General features: G+C 56.7%; 17 protein-coding genes. 6 read left to right on the top strand and 11 right to left on the bottom strand.

The genetic code is table 11. The features are described 5' to 3' along the window. Positions 1–14 precede the first annotated feature (14 nt). Complete coding sequence (locus IG617_RS16300) at positions 15–551, top strand: GcrA family cell cycle regulator (RefSeq protein WP_192110318.1); 537 nt, start codon at positions 15–17, stop codon at positions 549–551. Between the two features lie 75 nt (positions 552–626). On the opposite strand, the gene phoB is transcribed toward IG617_RS16300, so the two are convergent. From phoB to IG617_RS16345, 9 genes are all read right to left on the bottom strand, one after another. After that, entirely contained in the window at positions 627–1,322 is a 696-nt protein-coding gene (gene phoB / locus IG617_RS16305) for a phosphate regulon transcriptional regulator PhoB (protein ID WP_192110319.1), read from the bottom strand. Positions 1,323–1,362: 40 nt separating this feature from the next. After that, positions 1,363–2,073, bottom strand: coding sequence for a phosphate signaling complex protein PhoU (gene phoU / locus IG617_RS16310; RefSeq protein WP_192110320.1), 711 nt, complete (start codon positions 2,071–2,073; stop codon positions 1,363–1,365). A 34-nt stretch (positions 2,074–2,107) separates the two neighbouring features. After that, positions 2,108–2,869 (bottom strand): phosphate ABC transporter ATP-binding protein PstB, encoded by a 762-nt coding sequence (gene pstB, locus IG617_RS16315; protein ID WP_246542155.1) that lies wholly within the window; start codon positions 2,867–2,869, stop codon positions 2,108–2,110. Between the two features lie 53 nt (positions 2,870–2,922). After that, complete coding sequence (gene pstA / locus IG617_RS16320) at positions 2,923–4,275, bottom strand: phosphate ABC transporter permease PstA (RefSeq protein ID WP_153771007.1); 1,353 nt, start codon at positions 4,273–4,275, stop codon at positions 2,923–2,925. Beyond that, positions 4,275–5,747 carry a phosphate ABC transporter permease subunit PstC gene (gene pstC, locus IG617_RS16325; RefSeq protein ID WP_192110322.1) on the bottom strand — a complete coding sequence of 491 codons (1,473 nt, stop codon included), beginning with the start codon at positions 5,745–5,747 and terminating at the stop codon, positions 4,275–4,277. Before pstC ends, pstA begins: the two co-directional genes overlap by 1 nt. 84 nt (positions 5,748–5,831) lie before the next feature. After that, positions 5,832–6,869, bottom strand: coding sequence for a substrate-binding domain-containing protein (locus IG617_RS16330; RefSeq protein WP_192110323.1), 1,038 nt, complete (start codon positions 6,867–6,869; stop codon positions 5,832–5,834). Between the two features lie 363 nt (positions 6,870–7,232). Beyond that, on the bottom strand, positions 7,233–8,225 hold the full coding sequence (locus tag IG617_RS16335; RefSeq protein WP_192110645.1) for a substrate-binding domain-containing protein: 993 nt from the start codon (positions 8,223–8,225) through the stop codon (positions 7,233–7,235). A 113-nt stretch (positions 8,226–8,338) separates the two neighbouring features. Continuing rightward, the gene (locus tag IG617_RS16340) at positions 8,339–9,574 is read right to left on the bottom strand and encodes an ATP-binding protein (RefSeq protein WP_254170591.1); all 1,236 of its coding nucleotides are present in this window, start codon (positions 9,572–9,574) and stop codon (positions 8,339–8,341) included. 282 nt (positions 9,575–9,856) lie between these two features. Then, on the bottom strand, positions 9,857–10,324 hold the full coding sequence (locus IG617_RS16345; protein WP_192110325.1) for an SRPBCC domain-containing protein: 468 nt from the start codon (positions 10,322–10,324) through the stop codon (positions 9,857–9,859). Positions 10,325–10,542: 218 nt separating this feature from the next. On the opposite strand from IG617_RS16345, the gene IG617_RS16350 reads away from it, so the two are divergent. Beyond that, a complete protein-coding gene (locus IG617_RS16350) occupies positions 10,543–11,442 on the top strand; it encodes an MBL fold metallo-hydrolase (RefSeq protein WP_192110326.1) in 900 nt (299 codons plus the stop codon). Positions 11,443–11,463: 21 nt separating this feature from the next. Here the strand turns inward: IG617_RS16350 and IG617_RS16355 are convergent, their stop codons facing one another. After that, positions 11,464–12,411, bottom strand: a complete 948-nt coding sequence (locus tag IG617_RS16355) for a DUF1499 domain-containing protein (protein WP_192110327.1) — start codon at positions 12,409–12,411, stop codon at positions 11,464–11,466. 101 nt (positions 12,412–12,512) lie between these two features. Here IG617_RS16355 and IG617_RS16360 point away from each other — a divergent pair, with 101 nt between their 5' ends. From IG617_RS16360 to IG617_RS16370, 3 genes are all read left to right on the top strand, one after another. Continuing rightward, the gene (locus IG617_RS16360; RefSeq protein ID WP_192110328.1) at positions 12,513–13,112 is read left to right on the top strand and encodes a hypothetical protein; all 600 of its coding nucleotides are present in this window, start codon (positions 12,513–12,515) and stop codon (positions 13,110–13,112) included. A 115-nt stretch (positions 13,113–13,227) separates the two neighbouring features. Next, complete coding sequence (locus IG617_RS16365; protein WP_192110329.1) at positions 13,228–13,371, top strand: hypothetical protein; 144 nt, start codon at positions 13,228–13,230, stop codon at positions 13,369–13,371. 168 nt (positions 13,372–13,539) lie between these two features. Beyond that, on the top strand, positions 13,540–14,514 hold the full coding sequence (locus tag IG617_RS16370) for a magnesium transporter CorA family protein (RefSeq protein WP_192110330.1): 975 nt from the start codon (positions 13,540–13,542) through the stop codon (positions 14,512–14,514). Positions 14,515–14,534: 20 nt separating this feature from the next. Here the strand turns inward: IG617_RS16370 and pdxH are convergent, their stop codons facing one another. Beyond that, entirely contained in the window at positions 14,535–15,170 is a 636-nt protein-coding gene (pdxH, locus tag IG617_RS16375) for a pyridoxamine 5'-phosphate oxidase (protein WP_192110331.1), read from the bottom strand. Between the two features lie 72 nt (positions 15,171–15,242). Between pdxH and IG617_RS16380 the strand changes: the two genes are divergently transcribed. After that, complete coding sequence (locus tag IG617_RS16380) at positions 15,243–15,728, top strand: RT0821/Lpp0805 family surface protein (protein ID WP_209008558.1); 486 nt, start codon at positions 15,243–15,245, stop codon at positions 15,726–15,728. The last annotated feature ends 7 nt before the right edge of the window (positions 15,729–15,735 follow it).

A 15,735-nucleotide genomic window follows, 5' to 3' on the forward strand; every position in this document is an offset into this window, starting at 1 on the left:
GGGGTGCGGCAAAAATGAGTTGGACGAACGAACGCGTGGAGCTGCTGAAGAAGCTCTGGACCGAAGGCCACAGCGCGAGCCAGATCGCAGGCGAACTAGGCGGCGTCACGCGCAATGCCGTTATCGGAAAGGTACACCGTCTTGGCTTGTCGGGCCGTGCCAAGACGCCTGCGCCGGCTTCCAAGCCGCGCCGCAGCCGGACGACCACTGCGTCAACATCCTCATCAAGCCGCCCCAGCGCGCCGCAGCCGCAGACCCAGGGCGCTACGGCGCTCAAGATGGAGACAGCGCCTGCACCGGTCGCCCAAATCAAGCCGGAAGCCGAGCCCATTGCGGAATTGGTGCCGATTTCAGAGCGGGCGTCGATCCTGACCCTGACCGAACGCACATGCAAATGGCCGATCGGCGATCCGAGCAGCGATGACTTCTATTTCTGCGGACGCTCGTCTGATGCGGGAGTTCCCTATTGCGCACATCACTGCAAGATCGCCTACCAGCCCGTCAGCGACCGTCGGCGTGATCGCAAGGCCGTCACAGCCCGCGCGTCCTGACATCACTGAGATATCAAACGAAAAAGCCCGCCGATTTTCATCGGCGGGCTTTTTTGATCTCGGAACCTATAAAAATCAGGCGACCGCGAACTGGTCATTGAAGGCATAGCCCGCGCCGCGGACGGTTCTGATCGGATCCTTGGCCTTACCGCGGTTCAAAGCCTTGCGGAGACGGCCGACATGCACATCGACGGTGCGCTCGTCGACATAGACATCATGCCCCCAAACCCCGTCCAGAAGCTGTTCGCGTGAGAAAACCCGGCCCGGTGACGTCATCAGGAATTCCAGCAAGCGGAATTCAGTTGGACCAAGATGAATTTCCTTGGTGCTCCGACGCACGCGATGTGTTTCCCGATCGAGTTCAATATCACCCGAGCGCAGCATGGACGACACGACTTCAGGATTGGCTCTGCGCAGGATCGCCCGTACCCGCGCCATGAGCTCGGGTACGGAAAAGGGCTTGACGACATAGTCGTCGGCGCCGGTCGACAGACCACGAATACGCTCGGCTTCTTCGCCACGGGCTGTGAGCATGATGATCGGAAGGCGCTCTGTGTCCTCCCGCATGCGCAGCCTACGGCAAAGTTCGATCCCTGAAATACCTGGCAGCATCCAATCCAAAAGCAGCAGATCCGGCACGCTTTCGCGAAGCCGCACTTCTGCATCATCGCCGCGCATGCAGGATTCAACCGCATAGCCTTCAGCTTCAAGATTGTACCTTAGCAAGAGGCTAAGCGGCTCCTCGTCTTCAACGATGAGTACCTTAGGCATTCCATTTCACTCCGACACACTCGTGCCTGACGGGGTCCCGTCAGGCGTTTTCCTTGTCCGCAACGCCCGTCTCGTCCATGCGAGGACGGTCGTCCGTCAGTCGGTCACCCGTGACCATGTAGTAGACGTTCTCGGCAATGTTCGTCGCGTGATCACCGATGCGCTCGATGTTCTTGGCACAGAAGAGCAAATGAGCACACTGCGTGATGTTACGCGGATCTTCCATCATGTAAGTCAGGAGCTCGCGGAAGATGGACGTGTAAATGGCGTCGACTTCGCTGTCGCGGTCCCGAACCAGCTTTGCAGCATCCGCGTCACGGCGTGTGTAGGCGTCCAGAACGGCCTTGAGCTGCGCGAGGGCGAGCTCGGTCATGTGCTCAACACCGATCGCCAGTGTCGAAGACTTGAGGCCTTCGTCCATGGCAATAACGCGCTTCGCGACGTTCTTGGCCATGTCGCCGACACGCTCAAGATCGTTGGCAATACGACCGGCTGCCATGATCTCGCGCAGATCCTGCCCCATCGGCTGACGGCGCGCGATCACCTGCACATTGCGCATTTCGATATCAAGCAGGAGTTCATCCAGCTTGACGTCCTTGGCAATGGTCTGATCAGCCAGCACGAGATCGCGTCTCATCAACGCCGACACCGCGTCGCTGACCAGTTCTTCGGCAACGCCACCCATTTCTGCGATGCGACCAGCAATCGTGGTCAGTTCTTCGTCGTAGGACGATACCGTATGTTCGGTCATCTAAGTTTCCCTTTCCAGCCTGGAACCAGCGCGATCAACCAAAGCGTCCAGTGATGTAATCCTGGGTGCGCTTGTCTTGCGGGTTTGTGAAGATATCCTGCGTAGCGCCAAGCTCAACGAGAATACCAAGGTGGAAGAATGCTGTCTGCTGCGAGACACGCGCGGCCTGCTGCATGGAGTGCGTCACGATGACGATCGTGTAGTTTTCACGAAGTTCGTCGATCAGTTCCTCGACCTTTGCCGTTGCAATCGGATCCAGTGCCGAGCAGGGTTCATCCATCAGGATCACTTCCGGGCTGACCGCGATCGCACGAGCAATACAAAGGCGCTGCTGCTGACCACCAGAAAGACCGGTGCCCGGACCGTCAAGGCGGTCCTTGACCTCGTTCCACAGACCTGCCTTCTGCAAGCTCGAAGCAACGATCTCATCGAGCTCCGCTTTCTTGCTGGCCAGACCATGGATCCGCGGTCCGTAGGCGACGTTGTCGTAGATCGACTTCGGAAACGGGTTCGGTTTCTGGAACACCATTCCGACCTTGGCCCGCAGCTGAACCGGGTCAACCTTCGGGTCATAGATGTCTTCGCCATCGATCTTGATGTCGCCTTCAACGCGGCAGACATCAATGGTGTCGTTCATGCGGTTCAACGTGCGCAGGAAAGTCGACTTGCCGCAGCCCGACGGGCCGATAAACGCGGTAACCGCCTTCGCCTGGATGTCGATATCAACGTCTTGGATCGCATGCGTGTCGCCGTAGTAGACTTGGACCTTGCGAGCGGCGATTTTCGTCTCAGTCATATCGGTGACCTTTTCGACTGTATTAGGCATCTCATTCATGGGAAGCGGCTTTCTTACCAACGGCGCTCAAACCTGCGGCGCAGGATGATCGCAAGAATATTCATTGAGAGCAGGAAGACGAGCAGGACGATGATGCCGCCCCAGGCTTTCTCGTAGAAAGCGTAGTCCGCACGTGCCGCCCAAGTGTAGATCTGTGCAGGCATGGCCGAGTTTGGCTCGGTGAAGCCGGCGATCAGGCCATCGGGATAACCGCGGGCAACGAAACCAACCATGCCGATCAGAAGCAGCGGAGCTGTTTCTCCAAGGGCCTGCGCAAGACCGATGATCGTCCCGGTCAAAATTCCCGGCATCGCCAGTGGCAGCACATGATGGAAAATGGCCTGCATCTTGGAGGCGCCAATACCCAGCGCAGCATCGCGGATGCTCGGCGGGACAGCCTTCAAGGACGCCCGCGTCGAGATGATGATTGTCGGCAGGGTCATTAGCGTCAGCACCAGACCGCCAACCAGCGGCGCGGACTGCGGCAGATGCATGAACTGGATGAACACAGCAAGGCCGAGGATACCAAACACGATGGACGGAACGGCGGCCAGGTTCGAGATGTTCACCTCGATCATGTCCGTGATCCGGTTCTGGGGTGCGAACTCTTCCAGATAGATCGACGCGGCCACACCAATTGGCAGCGACAGGAAGAGAACAACCAGCATCATGAAGAAGGAACCGACAGCCGAAGCGCCGATGCCAGCTCCGCCCGGGTTATCAACGCCGGAGTCTGCCCCGGTGATGAAGTTCCAGTTGAATGCGGTCTTGATGATTCCGGCCTCGACAAGTGCGTCAGCAATATCCAGGTCCGACTTCATCAGGAAGCGGCTGTCGACGATATTGTCACGCGTGACGCGGCCATTCATGTAGCCATCGACACGCGACGAAGCTGCCAGTTCGAAGCCAACCGGCTGGCCGATCTGATCCGGGTTTTCCCGGAAGAAGGACCGGATCGTGTTGCCCGGCTTACCGAGCAGACGCTCGATTGCAGCTTCATCGAAGGGAACCGTCACGCCGCTCTCATCGAGCTGCTGCTTGAGGCCTGAGATAAACAGGTTCTCGTAGGCACGTGTCTTGAAGAGCTGCTTTTCAGCATCATCAAACTGTTCCTGGGAGACTGCAAACTCAACCTCGACGACAGTCCGGGTAAATGCCGGAGTGCCTTCGCTGATGATGGACACAGCAAGCACCACGAGGAAGAACAGCCCGATCAGGATCGCGGTAATGCCGTAGGCCTTGAAGCGTGTCTCGGAGGCGTTGCGCTTTTGCGTCAGCTTGTCCAGCGCATAGAGGGATTTCCCCTTGGCTGGCGCTGCTGGCGTCTCGGCAGATGATGGTGCCGGAGAAAGGGTTGTCTCGGTCATCAGTCGTACTGCTCCCGGTATTTGCGCACGATGTAGAGCGCGACGATGTTCAGACCAAGGGTCACGACAAAGAGGGTCATCCCCAGTGCAAAGGCCACCAGAGCTTCGGGAGACGCGAAGTCCGCATCACCGGTCAGCTGGCTGACGATCTTGGCGGTGACAGTCGTCATGGCCTCGAAAGGATTGAGGCTGAGGCGGGCCGCAGCACCGGCTCCCAGCACCACGATCATGGTTTCACCAATGGCGCGCGAAGCTGCCAGCAGGATGGCACCGACGATGCCCGGAAGAGCGGCCGGCAGGATCACCTGTTTGACGGTCTCGGATTTGGTTGCGCCCAGTCCATAAGAACCATCACGCATGGCCTGAGGCACTGCATTGATGATGTCATCGGACAGAGAGCTGACGAACGGGATCAACATGATGCCCATGACCAGACCGGCTGTCATCACGGCCGTTCCGGCCTGCATGATGCCGATACCCTCATCGCCGAAGACCGACAGAAGCAGAGGGCCGACTGTCAGGAGTGCGAAGAGACCGTAAACGATGGTCGGGATACCGGCGAGAACCTCCAGAAGCGGCTTGGCCACCGCACGAACGCGGGGACCGGCGTATTCCGAGAGATAGATCGCCGCGAAAAGGCCGACCGGGACGGCAACCGCAAGAGCAACGATCGAAATATAGAACGTGCCCCAGAGCAGCGGGATAATGCCCAGCTCTGACGATCCGCCGCGACCGGAGAAGCTCGGCGACCAGGTCAGACCTGTGAAGAAGTCAATGGCCGGATAGAGCCTGAAGAATTCGATGGTGTTGAACACCAGCGACAGCACGATACCGATCGTCGTCAAAATGGCGATCGAAGCAGCACCAATCAGAAGCGCCTTCACGCCGCCTTCAACGGTGTTGCGCGCCCAGAAATCGGCTTTGGTCTCGCGCAAACCCCACAGGGCGCCAATGACAGCAACAAGAAGCACGGCGATTGCCATGATCAGGCTTGCGGTCGCATCCAGAATTCGGAACCGCTGAGCCGCGCGCATAACGGGCTGTGTGATCTCGGAGGTGACGATCTGGCCGGCCTCCTTGAGGCGGGCGGTGATGTCGTTGAAGTCAGCGCGTGCGTTGCGAGCGAAATCATCCGTGATCTCACCCATCGCAACTGCGTTGTCCAATCCCCTGGCTGCACGCCGAACTTCCGCCATCACCAGACCGCGAGAAGACCCCTCGCTGATCGCAGAGTCCGGGATCATGCCGGAGATGGAGTTGTCAATGTAGAATGGCTGCGCCAAGAGCCAGACAATCATCAGCAAGAAGGCCGGCACGGCGGCTTTCATCGCGACGTTGGCACCGTAATATGATGGAAGCGAGTGCAGTTTCCGCCGCTCTCCCCCAGCACTGGCCAAGGCCCGCGACCGCCCCAGAACGTAACCCACCGTAGCGACGGCGAGGACGATCAAGATGAGCCAAAATAAAGGCATCTGCTTCCCCGAAAGTTTTTCGACAATGTAAGTCAGGAAGGAAAAGGGGCGGCGAAAGCGCCGCCCCGATCGAGCGAAACTCGATTACTTCATTGTTTCTTCAGCATCGATCGATGCCTGAACGGCAGCGAGCTCTGGATCGGAAACCAGGCCATACTGAGCCAGCGGGCCCTGAGGACCAGCGATTTCGTCAGCGATGAAGAACTGTGCGTATTCCTTCAGACCTGGGATCACGCCGATGTGTGCCTTCTTGACGTAGAAGAACAGCGGGCGGGAAACCGGATACTCGCCAGAAGCGATGGTCTCGGTGGAAGGAGCAACGTCGCCCATGGTGGCAACCTTGAGCTTGTCGGTGTTGTTCTCGTAGAACGCCAGACCGAAGACGCCGATGCCGTTGGAGTTGGAGTCGATGCGTGCCAGGGTCTCGGTGTAGTCACCGTCGATGTCGGTGGACTTGCCGTCAGCGCGAACGTTGAGACATGCGTCTTCAGCGTCGTCTTCAGACATGCCGCCGTCCATCATGGCTTTCATGGCACCAGTGTCTTCACAACCTTTAAGAAGAACCTTGTCTTCGAAAACTTCGCGAGTACCGTGCTTTGTGCCCGGGATGAACATGGCAATTTCAACGTCCGGCAGGTCAGAGTTGAACTCAGCCCAAGAGTTGTATGAGTTGTCGACGATTGCGCCGTCCTTGAGAACCTTTGCGCCGATAGCATTGAAGATATCGGAAGGCTGGAACGCCGTGAAAGCCGGGCCGCTCTGCTGAGAAGCGAAAACGATCCCATCGTAGCCGATGCGAACTTCGATGATGTCTTTGACACCAGCTTCAGCACAGGCCTTGATTTCTTTTTCGCGGATTTTGCGCGATGCGTTTGCAACGTCGATGGTGTTCTCGCCGACGCCTTCACAGAAACGCTTCAGGCCAGCGGAGGAACCGCCGGACTCAACGACTGGAGTCGGGAAGTCGGTGTTTTCGCCGAAAGCTTCTGCAACGATGGACGCGTAAGGCAGAACTGTGGAAGAACCAGCGATCTGGACCTGGTCACGAGCCTGAGCAGCGCCAACAAATGCGGTGGAAGCAACGGCCAGAGCGGTTGCGCTAACGAGGGTCTTAAATTTCACTTGACCACTCCCTTTGAATGTCAAGGTTTCTTGGATATCGCAGACTTTCTAGCCTGTGCGATGGCTGCGACCCTAGTGGTCACGCATGTGACTTCTATGACTATTTGATATCAGTTTTGTGACGATATAAATTATTGATTTTATTGATAATTTTTATATTTTACGGCTTTTCCTTACAAAGCGCTGAACGGCTTTATGAAAGGGCCTTAGCAATTATCGCAGGGCTTGAAGTCCGTAAGGTAAAATACCCTCATCGAGACGAACTGTAATCCGCCATGGCGGAGAATTTCTTGATGCTCGCGCGATCCACCCGCCCCGCTCGTCCTCATCCGACTTGAGCGTCCCCGATCGCGGCCACACCCCTCAGAGTTGAAGCGGCTCCATCTTCTGGATGCGCGCTGCCCCCTCTTTCCGCTGATCTGCGGTCAGGGGAATCAGTCCCTTTTCAGCGAGATAGCCATCGTCACCCCAGGCCGACTCTGCAGTGAACTCTCCAAGGTATCCTTCGATTCCAGGGATCGTTCCGACGTGCTCTTTCTTGACGTAAAAATAGAGTGGCCGCGAGATCGGGTAAGCGCCGGACGCAATATTCTCAAAGGTAGGCTCGATTGACCCCACAGCGGCACCCTGGATTTCGTTGCTGTTTTGATCGAGAAAAGAAAATCCGAAAAGGCCTACTGTGCCCGGATTGACCTCAAGCTTCTCCACGATCAGATCGTCGTTCTCCCCGGACTCGACATAGGCCCCATCATTTCGGATCTCAGGACATGCGTCCTCTTCAATACCGCCAACGATCTTGCAGCCGGCCTCCATAACGAGTTCCTCAAAGGCGTCACGGGTGCCTGATGTGGGCGGAGGTCCGAAGACTTCGATTTTCTCGGCGGGAAGCTCAGGATCGATTTCCGACCAATCGGCAAATGGATTGGGGCGAACCTCGCCTTGATGTTCAATATTCTTCGCAAGGGCGAGGAACATCTGCTCGATCGTGATATCGAATTCGGGGCCAGCCTTCGAATTGGCAAGGACAATACCGTCGTAGCCGACAATGACCTCGACTGGCGTAACGCCGTTTTTGCGGCATATCTCGAGCTCAGATTTTTTGATCCGGCGCGAAGCATTGGTGATATCGGGGGTGTTGGCGCCTACACCGGCACAAAACAGCTTGAGCCCCCCGCCCGTTCCAGTCGATTCTACGATGGGAGCTTTTTGACCGCTTTTCTCGCTGAACGTTTCGGCAACGGCCATGGAAAAGGGAAACACCGTCGACGATCCGACGATCAAGATGCGATCACGGGCTTGAGCGCTGCCGAAACTCAGAAGCACGAGAGCCTGGGCGATAAGACATTTCTTGGTCATTCCACCCATTTGGTCACTCCGATCCTGCTCTGAGCCACAAAGTCACAAAGTCGATCGTCGTATAAGAGACCAGCGATTCAGTTTTATGACTTCAGGCAAGATGCCAACCCAGATCAGTCAGCGTCGCTCGCGGGGAAATGCACCTTGAAAGCTGCGCCCTCGCCCGGTGCGCTTTCGATTTCCAGACGCGCCCTGTGACGGTTCAATATGTGCTTCACGATGGCGAGACCAAGGCCTGTTCCCTTGAGCGCGCGACTGGAGTCGACATCGACCCTGTAGAAACGCTCGGTCAGGCGTGGCAGGTGTTCTGCTGGTATCCCCTCGCCAAAATCCCGAACGACCAGAGACCAATTAACCGGCTCAGCATCCGGATCGACGGGCTTGATGGAAACCGCGACTTTTTCGCCAGTGCTGCCGTACTTCAGGCCGTTTTCAATCAGATTTTCAGTGACCTGAATCAGTTCATCGCGGTCTCCGCGCACCAGGGCTTCGCCAACGCCAATATCGGTCTCGATCTCGACATTCATGTCGCGAGCAAGCGGTGCCAGTGCGTCAGTGGTGTGGCGGACGATCTCGACCAGATCCACCAGTGCCGCGGGCTTCACGTGAGCTTTGAGCTCGATCCGGGAAAGCGAGAGGATATCATCGATCAGGCGGCGCATCCGGCCCGCTTGTTCGAGCATGATCTGTAAAAACCGATCCCGTGCAGCCGGATCATCGCGCGCGGGCCCCTGGATCGTTTCGATAAAACCAGTAAGTGACGCGAGCGGCGTGCGCAGCTCATGGCTCGCATTTGCGACAAAATCGGTCCGCATGCGTTCGAGCCGCCGCTGCTCGGACAAGTCCTGGATCACAACGAGAACGAAGTCCGGCAATCGGCCAGCTTTCACTCCAGCGCTCGGGCCAGGCATGTAGACGGGCGAGACATGCGCCTCGAACCAGGCCTCGGTCGGAACCTTTTCAGTCCAGTTTATCCGTTCCGCAGCACCAGAACTACAGACCCTGTCGAATGCTTCGAGCAAGGACGGCGCGCGAAGGGAAAAAGACAGCGGATCGCCCGGCTTCAGCTCACCATATCGCTTCAGCGCGGCCTGATTGATGTAGCGCGTAATGCCACGGCCATCAGCAACGAAACAGGGACTGGGCAATGCGTCGACGGTCACCTTCATACCGGTGCCGGGCCACATGCGGCGCAATTCGCGCTGTTTGACGACCTCAAGCCGACGCGACCTGAGCCTGCGCGGTACATAAGCCGCAACGCCAACCAGAAGCACAACAGCACCTAAAGCCGCCTGCCAGGGAACGTCAAAGAAGACGTTTGAGGCAAGCGCCAGGCCCGCAGCGGTCATGAGCTGCCAACGGGCTTCCCGTAGCCTGCTAAAAGGCGAAGCCGGCTTATAATCAACAGCCGGATTTGCTGGTTCGCTTGGGACTTCGGTCATTTTCAGGCGCGCTTCCGGACAGCATTTTTCAGTTTGTTATTTTGACGACTTATCAATCAGATAGACCGCTCCAGCACATATTTCAAACTACAGCGGGCACCGCTGATACCATGGCAAGCATGTCAGATAAGCGACAATCGGCCACCTGATTGGTTTTCCTACACAGCAAACGCCTCGGTTTTTCCAATGCTAGCAGCATGCGTTGGCCAGATAGCTCAACCGCAATGGCCAACCTGTTTGGGAGCACATCAGCGCACGACACGCGGCGGCATCATCGCCATGCCGGATAAAATCCGTGTGCACGAGCTCGAGCCGCGTGTCCTCCCCCGCCTGCCTGAGGGAAATCATGACACGGCTTGCTGCTGCCGGATCCACGAGCGACGATCCCGCTGATGAGACCTGCCAAGCGAGGCGGATATAAAGCGGTGGTTCGATTGAAAGAACAGTGCCCCAGGTCTTCAGTTGCCCGTCCGAGGAGGTTTCAGAGCAGGCTCCTCCCGGCTGAGGATCAATTCCCACGTCCAGGAGATCCCCCTCATTTTTGGCGTCGAACACGGTCGTCCACCAGCGCTCAAGCTGTTCGGTCAGAACGGCGAACACCTTTTCCCGTGGCGCTCGAATAAAGCACTCAAACTGACATGTTTGGTCGTCTGACATCGCTGATCAACCCGATTGAAGCATTCTTAAAGGTAGAACCCGAGTGAGCACACTGCACGCGATCGAAAGCAACATTGTGTAGAAGCACCTCCGCAGCGAATGCTCTTATCCCATCATCGCCTCTTATTCATGACTGTCTGGCGATCAGTGACAGACGATGGCACATGCAACGTCTGACATGCTAGAGGATCGTTGAAACCGCTGGGAGACATTCAAAAGTGAAACATGATCGCCAGTTTGATCCTGCATATGGCAACGCGATTGAAATCTCGGACGGCATTCGCAGGCTGACCGCACCAAACCCCAGCCCGTTCACGTTTCACGGCACCAACACCTATCTGGTTGGCCAGGATTCGATCACAGTGATAGATCCCGGGCCCGACTCTCCTGAGCATATCGACACGATCTTGAAGGTGATCGGCGGGGCAAGTGTCGAAACAATTCTTGTCAGCCATACGCACCTTGACCATTCTCCGGGCGCCAGACTGCTTCAAGCCAAAACGGGAGCGCCGATCGTGGGCTGTGCTGCCTATCGGCCTGCTCGGAACCTGGGCACAGGCGAAAGCAACCCGATGGATGCAAGCTCTGACAGAGACTATAAGCCTGACCTGCAGCTGGAGGACGGCAGTCTTCACAAGACCTCAGGTGCCGACTTCGAAGTGATAGAAACCCCTGGCCATACAGACAACCACCTCTGTTTGGCGCTCAAAGGTTCACCGTTTCTGTTCTCGGCAGATCACGTCATGGCCTGGTCAACATCGATCGTCGCACCGCCAGATGGAAGCATGCGGTCCTATATGTCCTCGCTCGATCGGCTTCTGGCCCGTCAGGAAACGATTTATCTTCCCGGCCACGGTGGTTTGGTGCGCGATGCCCATGATTATGTGGCAGATCTCAAGGTTCATCGACTGCAGCGCGAGGCGTCGATTTTGGATCAATTGAGCACGGAGCCAATTTCGATCCCGAATTTGGTTCTTCGCATCTATCACGGGCTCGATCCGGCGCTGCGTCCTGCCGCCGCCCTTTCGGTCTTTGCGCACCTTGAGGATCTCGCGTCCCGCAAGCTTGTCGTCGCAGAACCAGAGGTTCGGCTTGAAGCAAGCTACCGCCGCGCCTGACGCTGCTTTGAACTGCCGAACCTAACCTTCGAGATCTTCGGCGCTATCTGGATCTTCATCAGAGCTATCCTCGGCGCCTTCGACATAGGGCTTGAACTCCGGCACCGGAATCTTTTCGTCGCCATCGGCGCGCACGTCCGAAACGCCTTCAGGCGGATCGCCCTCCAGCACGACGGCATCATCGAGGACCTCTATGCTTTCGATTTCGCCATAGGTCTCCAGAAGCACGTCATCCACGGCCCCATAAAAATTCCGGATTCTGTCGCTGTTCCCGCCTATGTCCTGCAGTGCTGATCTTGACGCAGAGCGCATGTCAAACAGGGCACCAAGCCGGTCTGGGCGAATCCGGACGACAACGTCTTCGACAAGCCCGAGCACGGGCGTTTTCACCTCAGCTTGAAAACCGGTCGGGTCGTCGAGAAGGTCCGGAGGCGTTTCCGCAACGATGCGCCATCCGTTTCGGCGGGCCGCCTTGAGAGCCGCAAAATGTAGCTCGGCCGGCTGCATGCGATAGCGGCGCGAAACGATGTCTGCTGAATGGGGGACCTCGCTTCGTACTTTCAAAACCCGCAACAGTTGATTGGGAGTTACAGGCTCATCAACTCCCTGGAGGAACGCTGGTGGATCATCAGGATCTGTCGAAACATCCAGCGCACTGTCCTGCAAAAACGGCCCCATCGCCAAGGCGGCTGCTGGCAAAAGAGCCGCAATTCCGTAGATGGAGCCAAGCACTGCGTGCCCGGCACCCGTGCCGCCGCGGTTCCAAAGCTGAAGGAAGCCGGCGACGGCCAGAAACAACGCTGCGATGCCCAGAATTGTCGCAAGGAGAATTGAGAAAGACATTTGGGCAGGCTCAAGCAACCCGGCGCGGTGTGCCAGAACGCCAAGCACCGCGACCGGCAAAGCAATGGCTCCAACCCTTCGGCTCAGTCGCGCGATGTTCGATGTAAACACCGGATAGCGTTTCATAAATTCGCCAAACCTCTCACCAGCACCCGTATTTCATAGCATCCTGCATCGCTTCTCGGAACGGCAAACACACGCTCCTCTCCAGGACGCAATTTCTCCTGATGAAATTTCGTGCGCTTCGGCGGCGATTCCGCACTGCAAAAAACAGACAGTTTCTGCTAAAATTGCAACAGAAATCAGTTCCAGTTCAGCATTTGGAGGATTATATGCCTCTCAGAATGTCTCATCAAAGCGCGGAGCATTTTTCGCCCGCGAAATCAGCTTCGTCTGCAAGCTTTCAAAATGTAGTTATCTGCTATCTTGCATTGCTTTTGGCGGTCACATCTCCCGTGGCATTTTATTTTGCCAACCGTTTTTCAAACGCACCTGGCCGGCGACTTAGATGGCATTATCACTACATTAGAACCACTTTTGTTGGTGCACTGCTGGGCCTCATTCTGGGATTTTCAGCAATGATCGTCGGCGCGAACTTGATTTCGAGCGCGCTCATTCCAGGAGCACTTCTGCTGATAGCGACACTATTCTGGTATTTCTTGCGGTCATCATACGGGATGATCTGTGCCGTAAATCAACGTCCCTGCACAATCACAAGAGCTTCCTCATTTAGCCAGCGCACCGGCTTCAACCAACAAATCAATGCTTTCCGTTACATTCAGTTATTCATTGTTACTCGCCTAAACGCGATTTGCGGCGCATCATGAATTGGCATTAACCACGACTTCGCGGCGCGGTGGCTTTCGTAAAAGCTCTTTGCCAACGTAATGTCTCATTTGCGGCGCAAGTCCCCGGAACATTTTGACTCCATGGACGAGACCAATGTCTGAAAAAGCCCAAAGCGTTGCAGTTGCTTCACCTGCCAAGCCCTCTCTCGAAAGCCAATACAAGCCGGTCGGCATCGCGGCCTTGACTGCAGCTGCGCTTTGCGCGGGCCACAAAACCGAGAAGAAGAACCACAACTGAGCGACTTTCAACGCCCGTCCGGCTCGCAATGGAAACGTCCATTGATCGTGCGCGGACGAGCCGCAAGGTCTGAACGCTCAGTCTCGCTTGGGTCAAGTCTCTGCTGGACATGACAATTCAGCGTGGCATGTTTCTATGCAATCCACGGATTGCCTCGGAGCCCGCTGCATGATCATCTCCTATTGCCCTTCTTCCGCTGGCCTCGAACGACGTGAGGTCGCGGCAGGAGAGCCGTTGCCTTCGACTTCGGTCTGGATCGACATGGTCCAGCCGACCCATGAGGAGCAGCTCGCAGCCGAGAAGCTGATGGGCGCCGAAATTCCCACCCGTGAAGAAATCGCCTCCATCGAAACATCCGCCAGGCTCTATGACGAACCGGGGGCAATCGTCATGACGGGACTGCTTCCGATGGCAGCGCGAACGCCAGATCCGGAACTCTCGTCCGTCACCTTCGTCTTGTCGTCAAAACGACTGGTCACCGTGCGCTATGGCGATCCGCAGTCGATCGTCATCTGCGGCCGGAAAGTTCAAAAAGACGCGACAATCCCGCATACAGGCCCAGCTGTCTTTTTCACTCTGATGGAGATCATTATCGATCGGTCAGCTGATGTGATGGAGGAGGCTTCAAGACACTTCGACGAGATGTCCTTCAGGGTCTTTGAAGAAGGCATTACCGCCCGGAAGGGAAGCGTTTATCAGGAAGCGATCAAGACCCAGGGCAGAATCGGTCTGCAGGTCGCAAAGATGCACGACGTCTGCGCCAGCCTCTCACGACTTTTGCTCTTTCTGGACAGTCACGGGCGAAAGGTATCCCTCTCCGACGAGCAATACCTCACCTGCAAGAGCTTTGGCCGTGACATTCATTCGATCAAGGAGCATGGCGACGCCCTGGACAACAAGCTGTCATTCTTGCTCGACGCCACCATCGGGCTTGTCAATCTGGAGCAGAACCAGATCATCAAGGTGTTCTCCGTGCTCGGCGTCATTTTTCTGCCGCCAACCTTGATCGCGTCGATCTATGGGATGAACTTCATCAACATGCCAGAGCTGAAGTGGCATCTCGGGTTTGTATTCTCGATCGCGCTTATGTTTGCCTCGGTCGCCATGACCTACTTTTTCCTGCGCTGGAAAAAGCTGCTCTGAGGCTCGCCCTTGGCTTTAGGTCACGGATACAGCCGATCCTTGGTCCACCCCTCATCAGTCGAGGCGCGTGTGAAAACGACCCTGTCATGAAGACGAAACGGTCGATCGTGCCAGAACTCAATTGATGTTGGAACTAGGCGGATGCCGCTCCAGTGGTCCGGCCGCGGAATCTCGCCGATGGCGAATTTGGCCGTAAATTTCGCAACTTCCTTTTCAAGTGCGAAGCGGCTTTCAAGGGGGCGTGACTGCTTGGATGCCCAGGCGCCGATACGGCTGCCGCGCGCGCGGGACTGATAGTATTCATCAGCCTCTGCGTCATCGACCTGAACAATCCGGCCGCGAATCCGCACCTGGCGTCGAAGCGACTTCCAATGGAAGCACATCGCGGCCTTGCCGGCGCTGAGCAACTCACGGCCTTTGGCACTTTCAAAGTTTGTGTAAAACACAAACCCACGCTCATCGAAGCCTTTCAGCAACACCATCCGCACATTTGGCAATCCATCTGGATCGACAGTCGCCAGGGACAGTGCGTTCGGGTCATTGATCTCGCTTTCGCCTGCGTCTTCAAGCCACTCGCCGAACAGGTCAAACGGCTTCGATGACTCGGTAAAGTCACCATTTGTTAACTCTTTTGGCGAAGTGTTGGAGTCTGTCATTTCCTGCCTGCCGAGTGTTGGAAATGGCGCGCTGACCGCATGTAAGGTCAGGGCCAATCGGGATCGAACCAGTTGTCTCACGAACAGACATATACTGCCGGCAAGGCAAAGATCCAGAGCCTCACGAGCTTGGGCGTTCTTCTATGCCTCGCTGTCGGCGGCTGCAGCCAGGTTACGATGCCGCTGGGAAGCGACGACGTCGAAACACCGCTTGTTCTGACCGGCTCCATTCCCTCAGGGATAGATGTGGCGTTCACCGACATTGACGGAAAAGACCGGCAGATCATTGCTTACACGCTCGACTTGCTCACCTCAGGTGCCGTTCCGAAGCAGGAGACGGACGATGATCATGATGCACGTCTGAGCTGGACCAATCCAGAAAGCGGCAATTCAGGCAAGGTCAGCGATGTCGACCAGCAGGCACTTGCCGAAACTGGATGCCTGACGTTCAAGACGACAGCCAACACGATTGCGGGTGTCAGGATCTATTCCGGGACGGCCTGCCGGGACATCAGCCGACAGCTGACAATTACCAGCTTGGCCGCTGGCGACGCTTGATCGGCTC

It is taken from the genome of Roseibium polysiphoniae (genome assembly GCF_014842925.1).
In the GTDB taxonomy this organism is placed as follows: domain Bacteria; phylum Pseudomonadota; class Alphaproteobacteria; order Rhizobiales; family Stappiaceae; genus Roseibium; species Roseibium polysiphoniae.

Coding starts and splice junctions, on each gene's coding strand:
- IG617_RS16300 (WP_192110318.1), top strand. CDS start 15: ATGAGTTGGACGAACGAACGCGTGGAGCTGCTGAAGAAGCTCTGGACC.
- phoB (WP_192110319.1), bottom strand. CDS start 1,322: ATGCCTAAGGTACTCATCGTTGAAGACGAGGAGCCGCTTAGCCTCTTG.
- phoU (WP_192110320.1), bottom strand. CDS start 2,073: ATGACCGAACATACGGTATCGTCCTACGACGAAGAACTGACCACGATT.
- pstB (WP_246542155.1), bottom strand. CDS start 2,869: ATGACTGAGACGAAAATCGCCGCTCGCAAGGTCCAAGTCTACTACGGC.
- pstA (WP_153771007.1), bottom strand. CDS start 4,275: ATGACCGAGACAACCCTTTCTCCGGCACCATCATCTGCCGAGACGCCA.
- pstC (WP_192110322.1), bottom strand. CDS start 5,747: ATGCCTTTATTTTGGCTCATCTTGATCGTCCTCGCCGTCGCTACGGTG.
- IG617_RS16335 (WP_192110645.1), bottom strand. CDS start 8,225: ATGACCAAGAAATGTCTTATCGCCCAGGCTCTCGTGCTTCTGAGTTTC.
- IG617_RS16340 (WP_254170591.1), bottom strand. CDS start 9,574: ATGACCGCTGCGGGCCTGGCGCTTGCCTCAAACGTCTTCTTTGACGTT.
- IG617_RS16345 (WP_192110325.1), bottom strand. CDS start 10,324: ATGTCAGACGACCAAACATGTCAGTTTGAGTGCTTTATTCGAGCGCCA.
- IG617_RS16355 (WP_192110327.1), bottom strand. CDS start 12,411: ATGAAACGCTATCCGGTGTTTACATCGAACATCGCGCGACTGAGCCGA.
- IG617_RS16360 (WP_192110328.1), top strand. CDS start 12,513: ATGAAATTTCGTGCGCTTCGGCGGCGATTCCGCACTGCAAAAAACAGA.
- IG617_RS16365 (WP_192110329.1), top strand. CDS start 13,228: ATGTCTGAAAAAGCCCAAAGCGTTGCAGTTGCTTCACCTGCCAAGCCC.
- IG617_RS16370 (WP_192110330.1), top strand. CDS start 13,540: ATGATCATCTCCTATTGCCCTTCTTCCGCTGGCCTCGAACGACGTGAG.
- pdxH (WP_192110331.1), bottom strand. CDS start 15,170: ATGACAGACTCCAACACTTCGCCAAAAGAGTTAACAAATGGTGACTTT.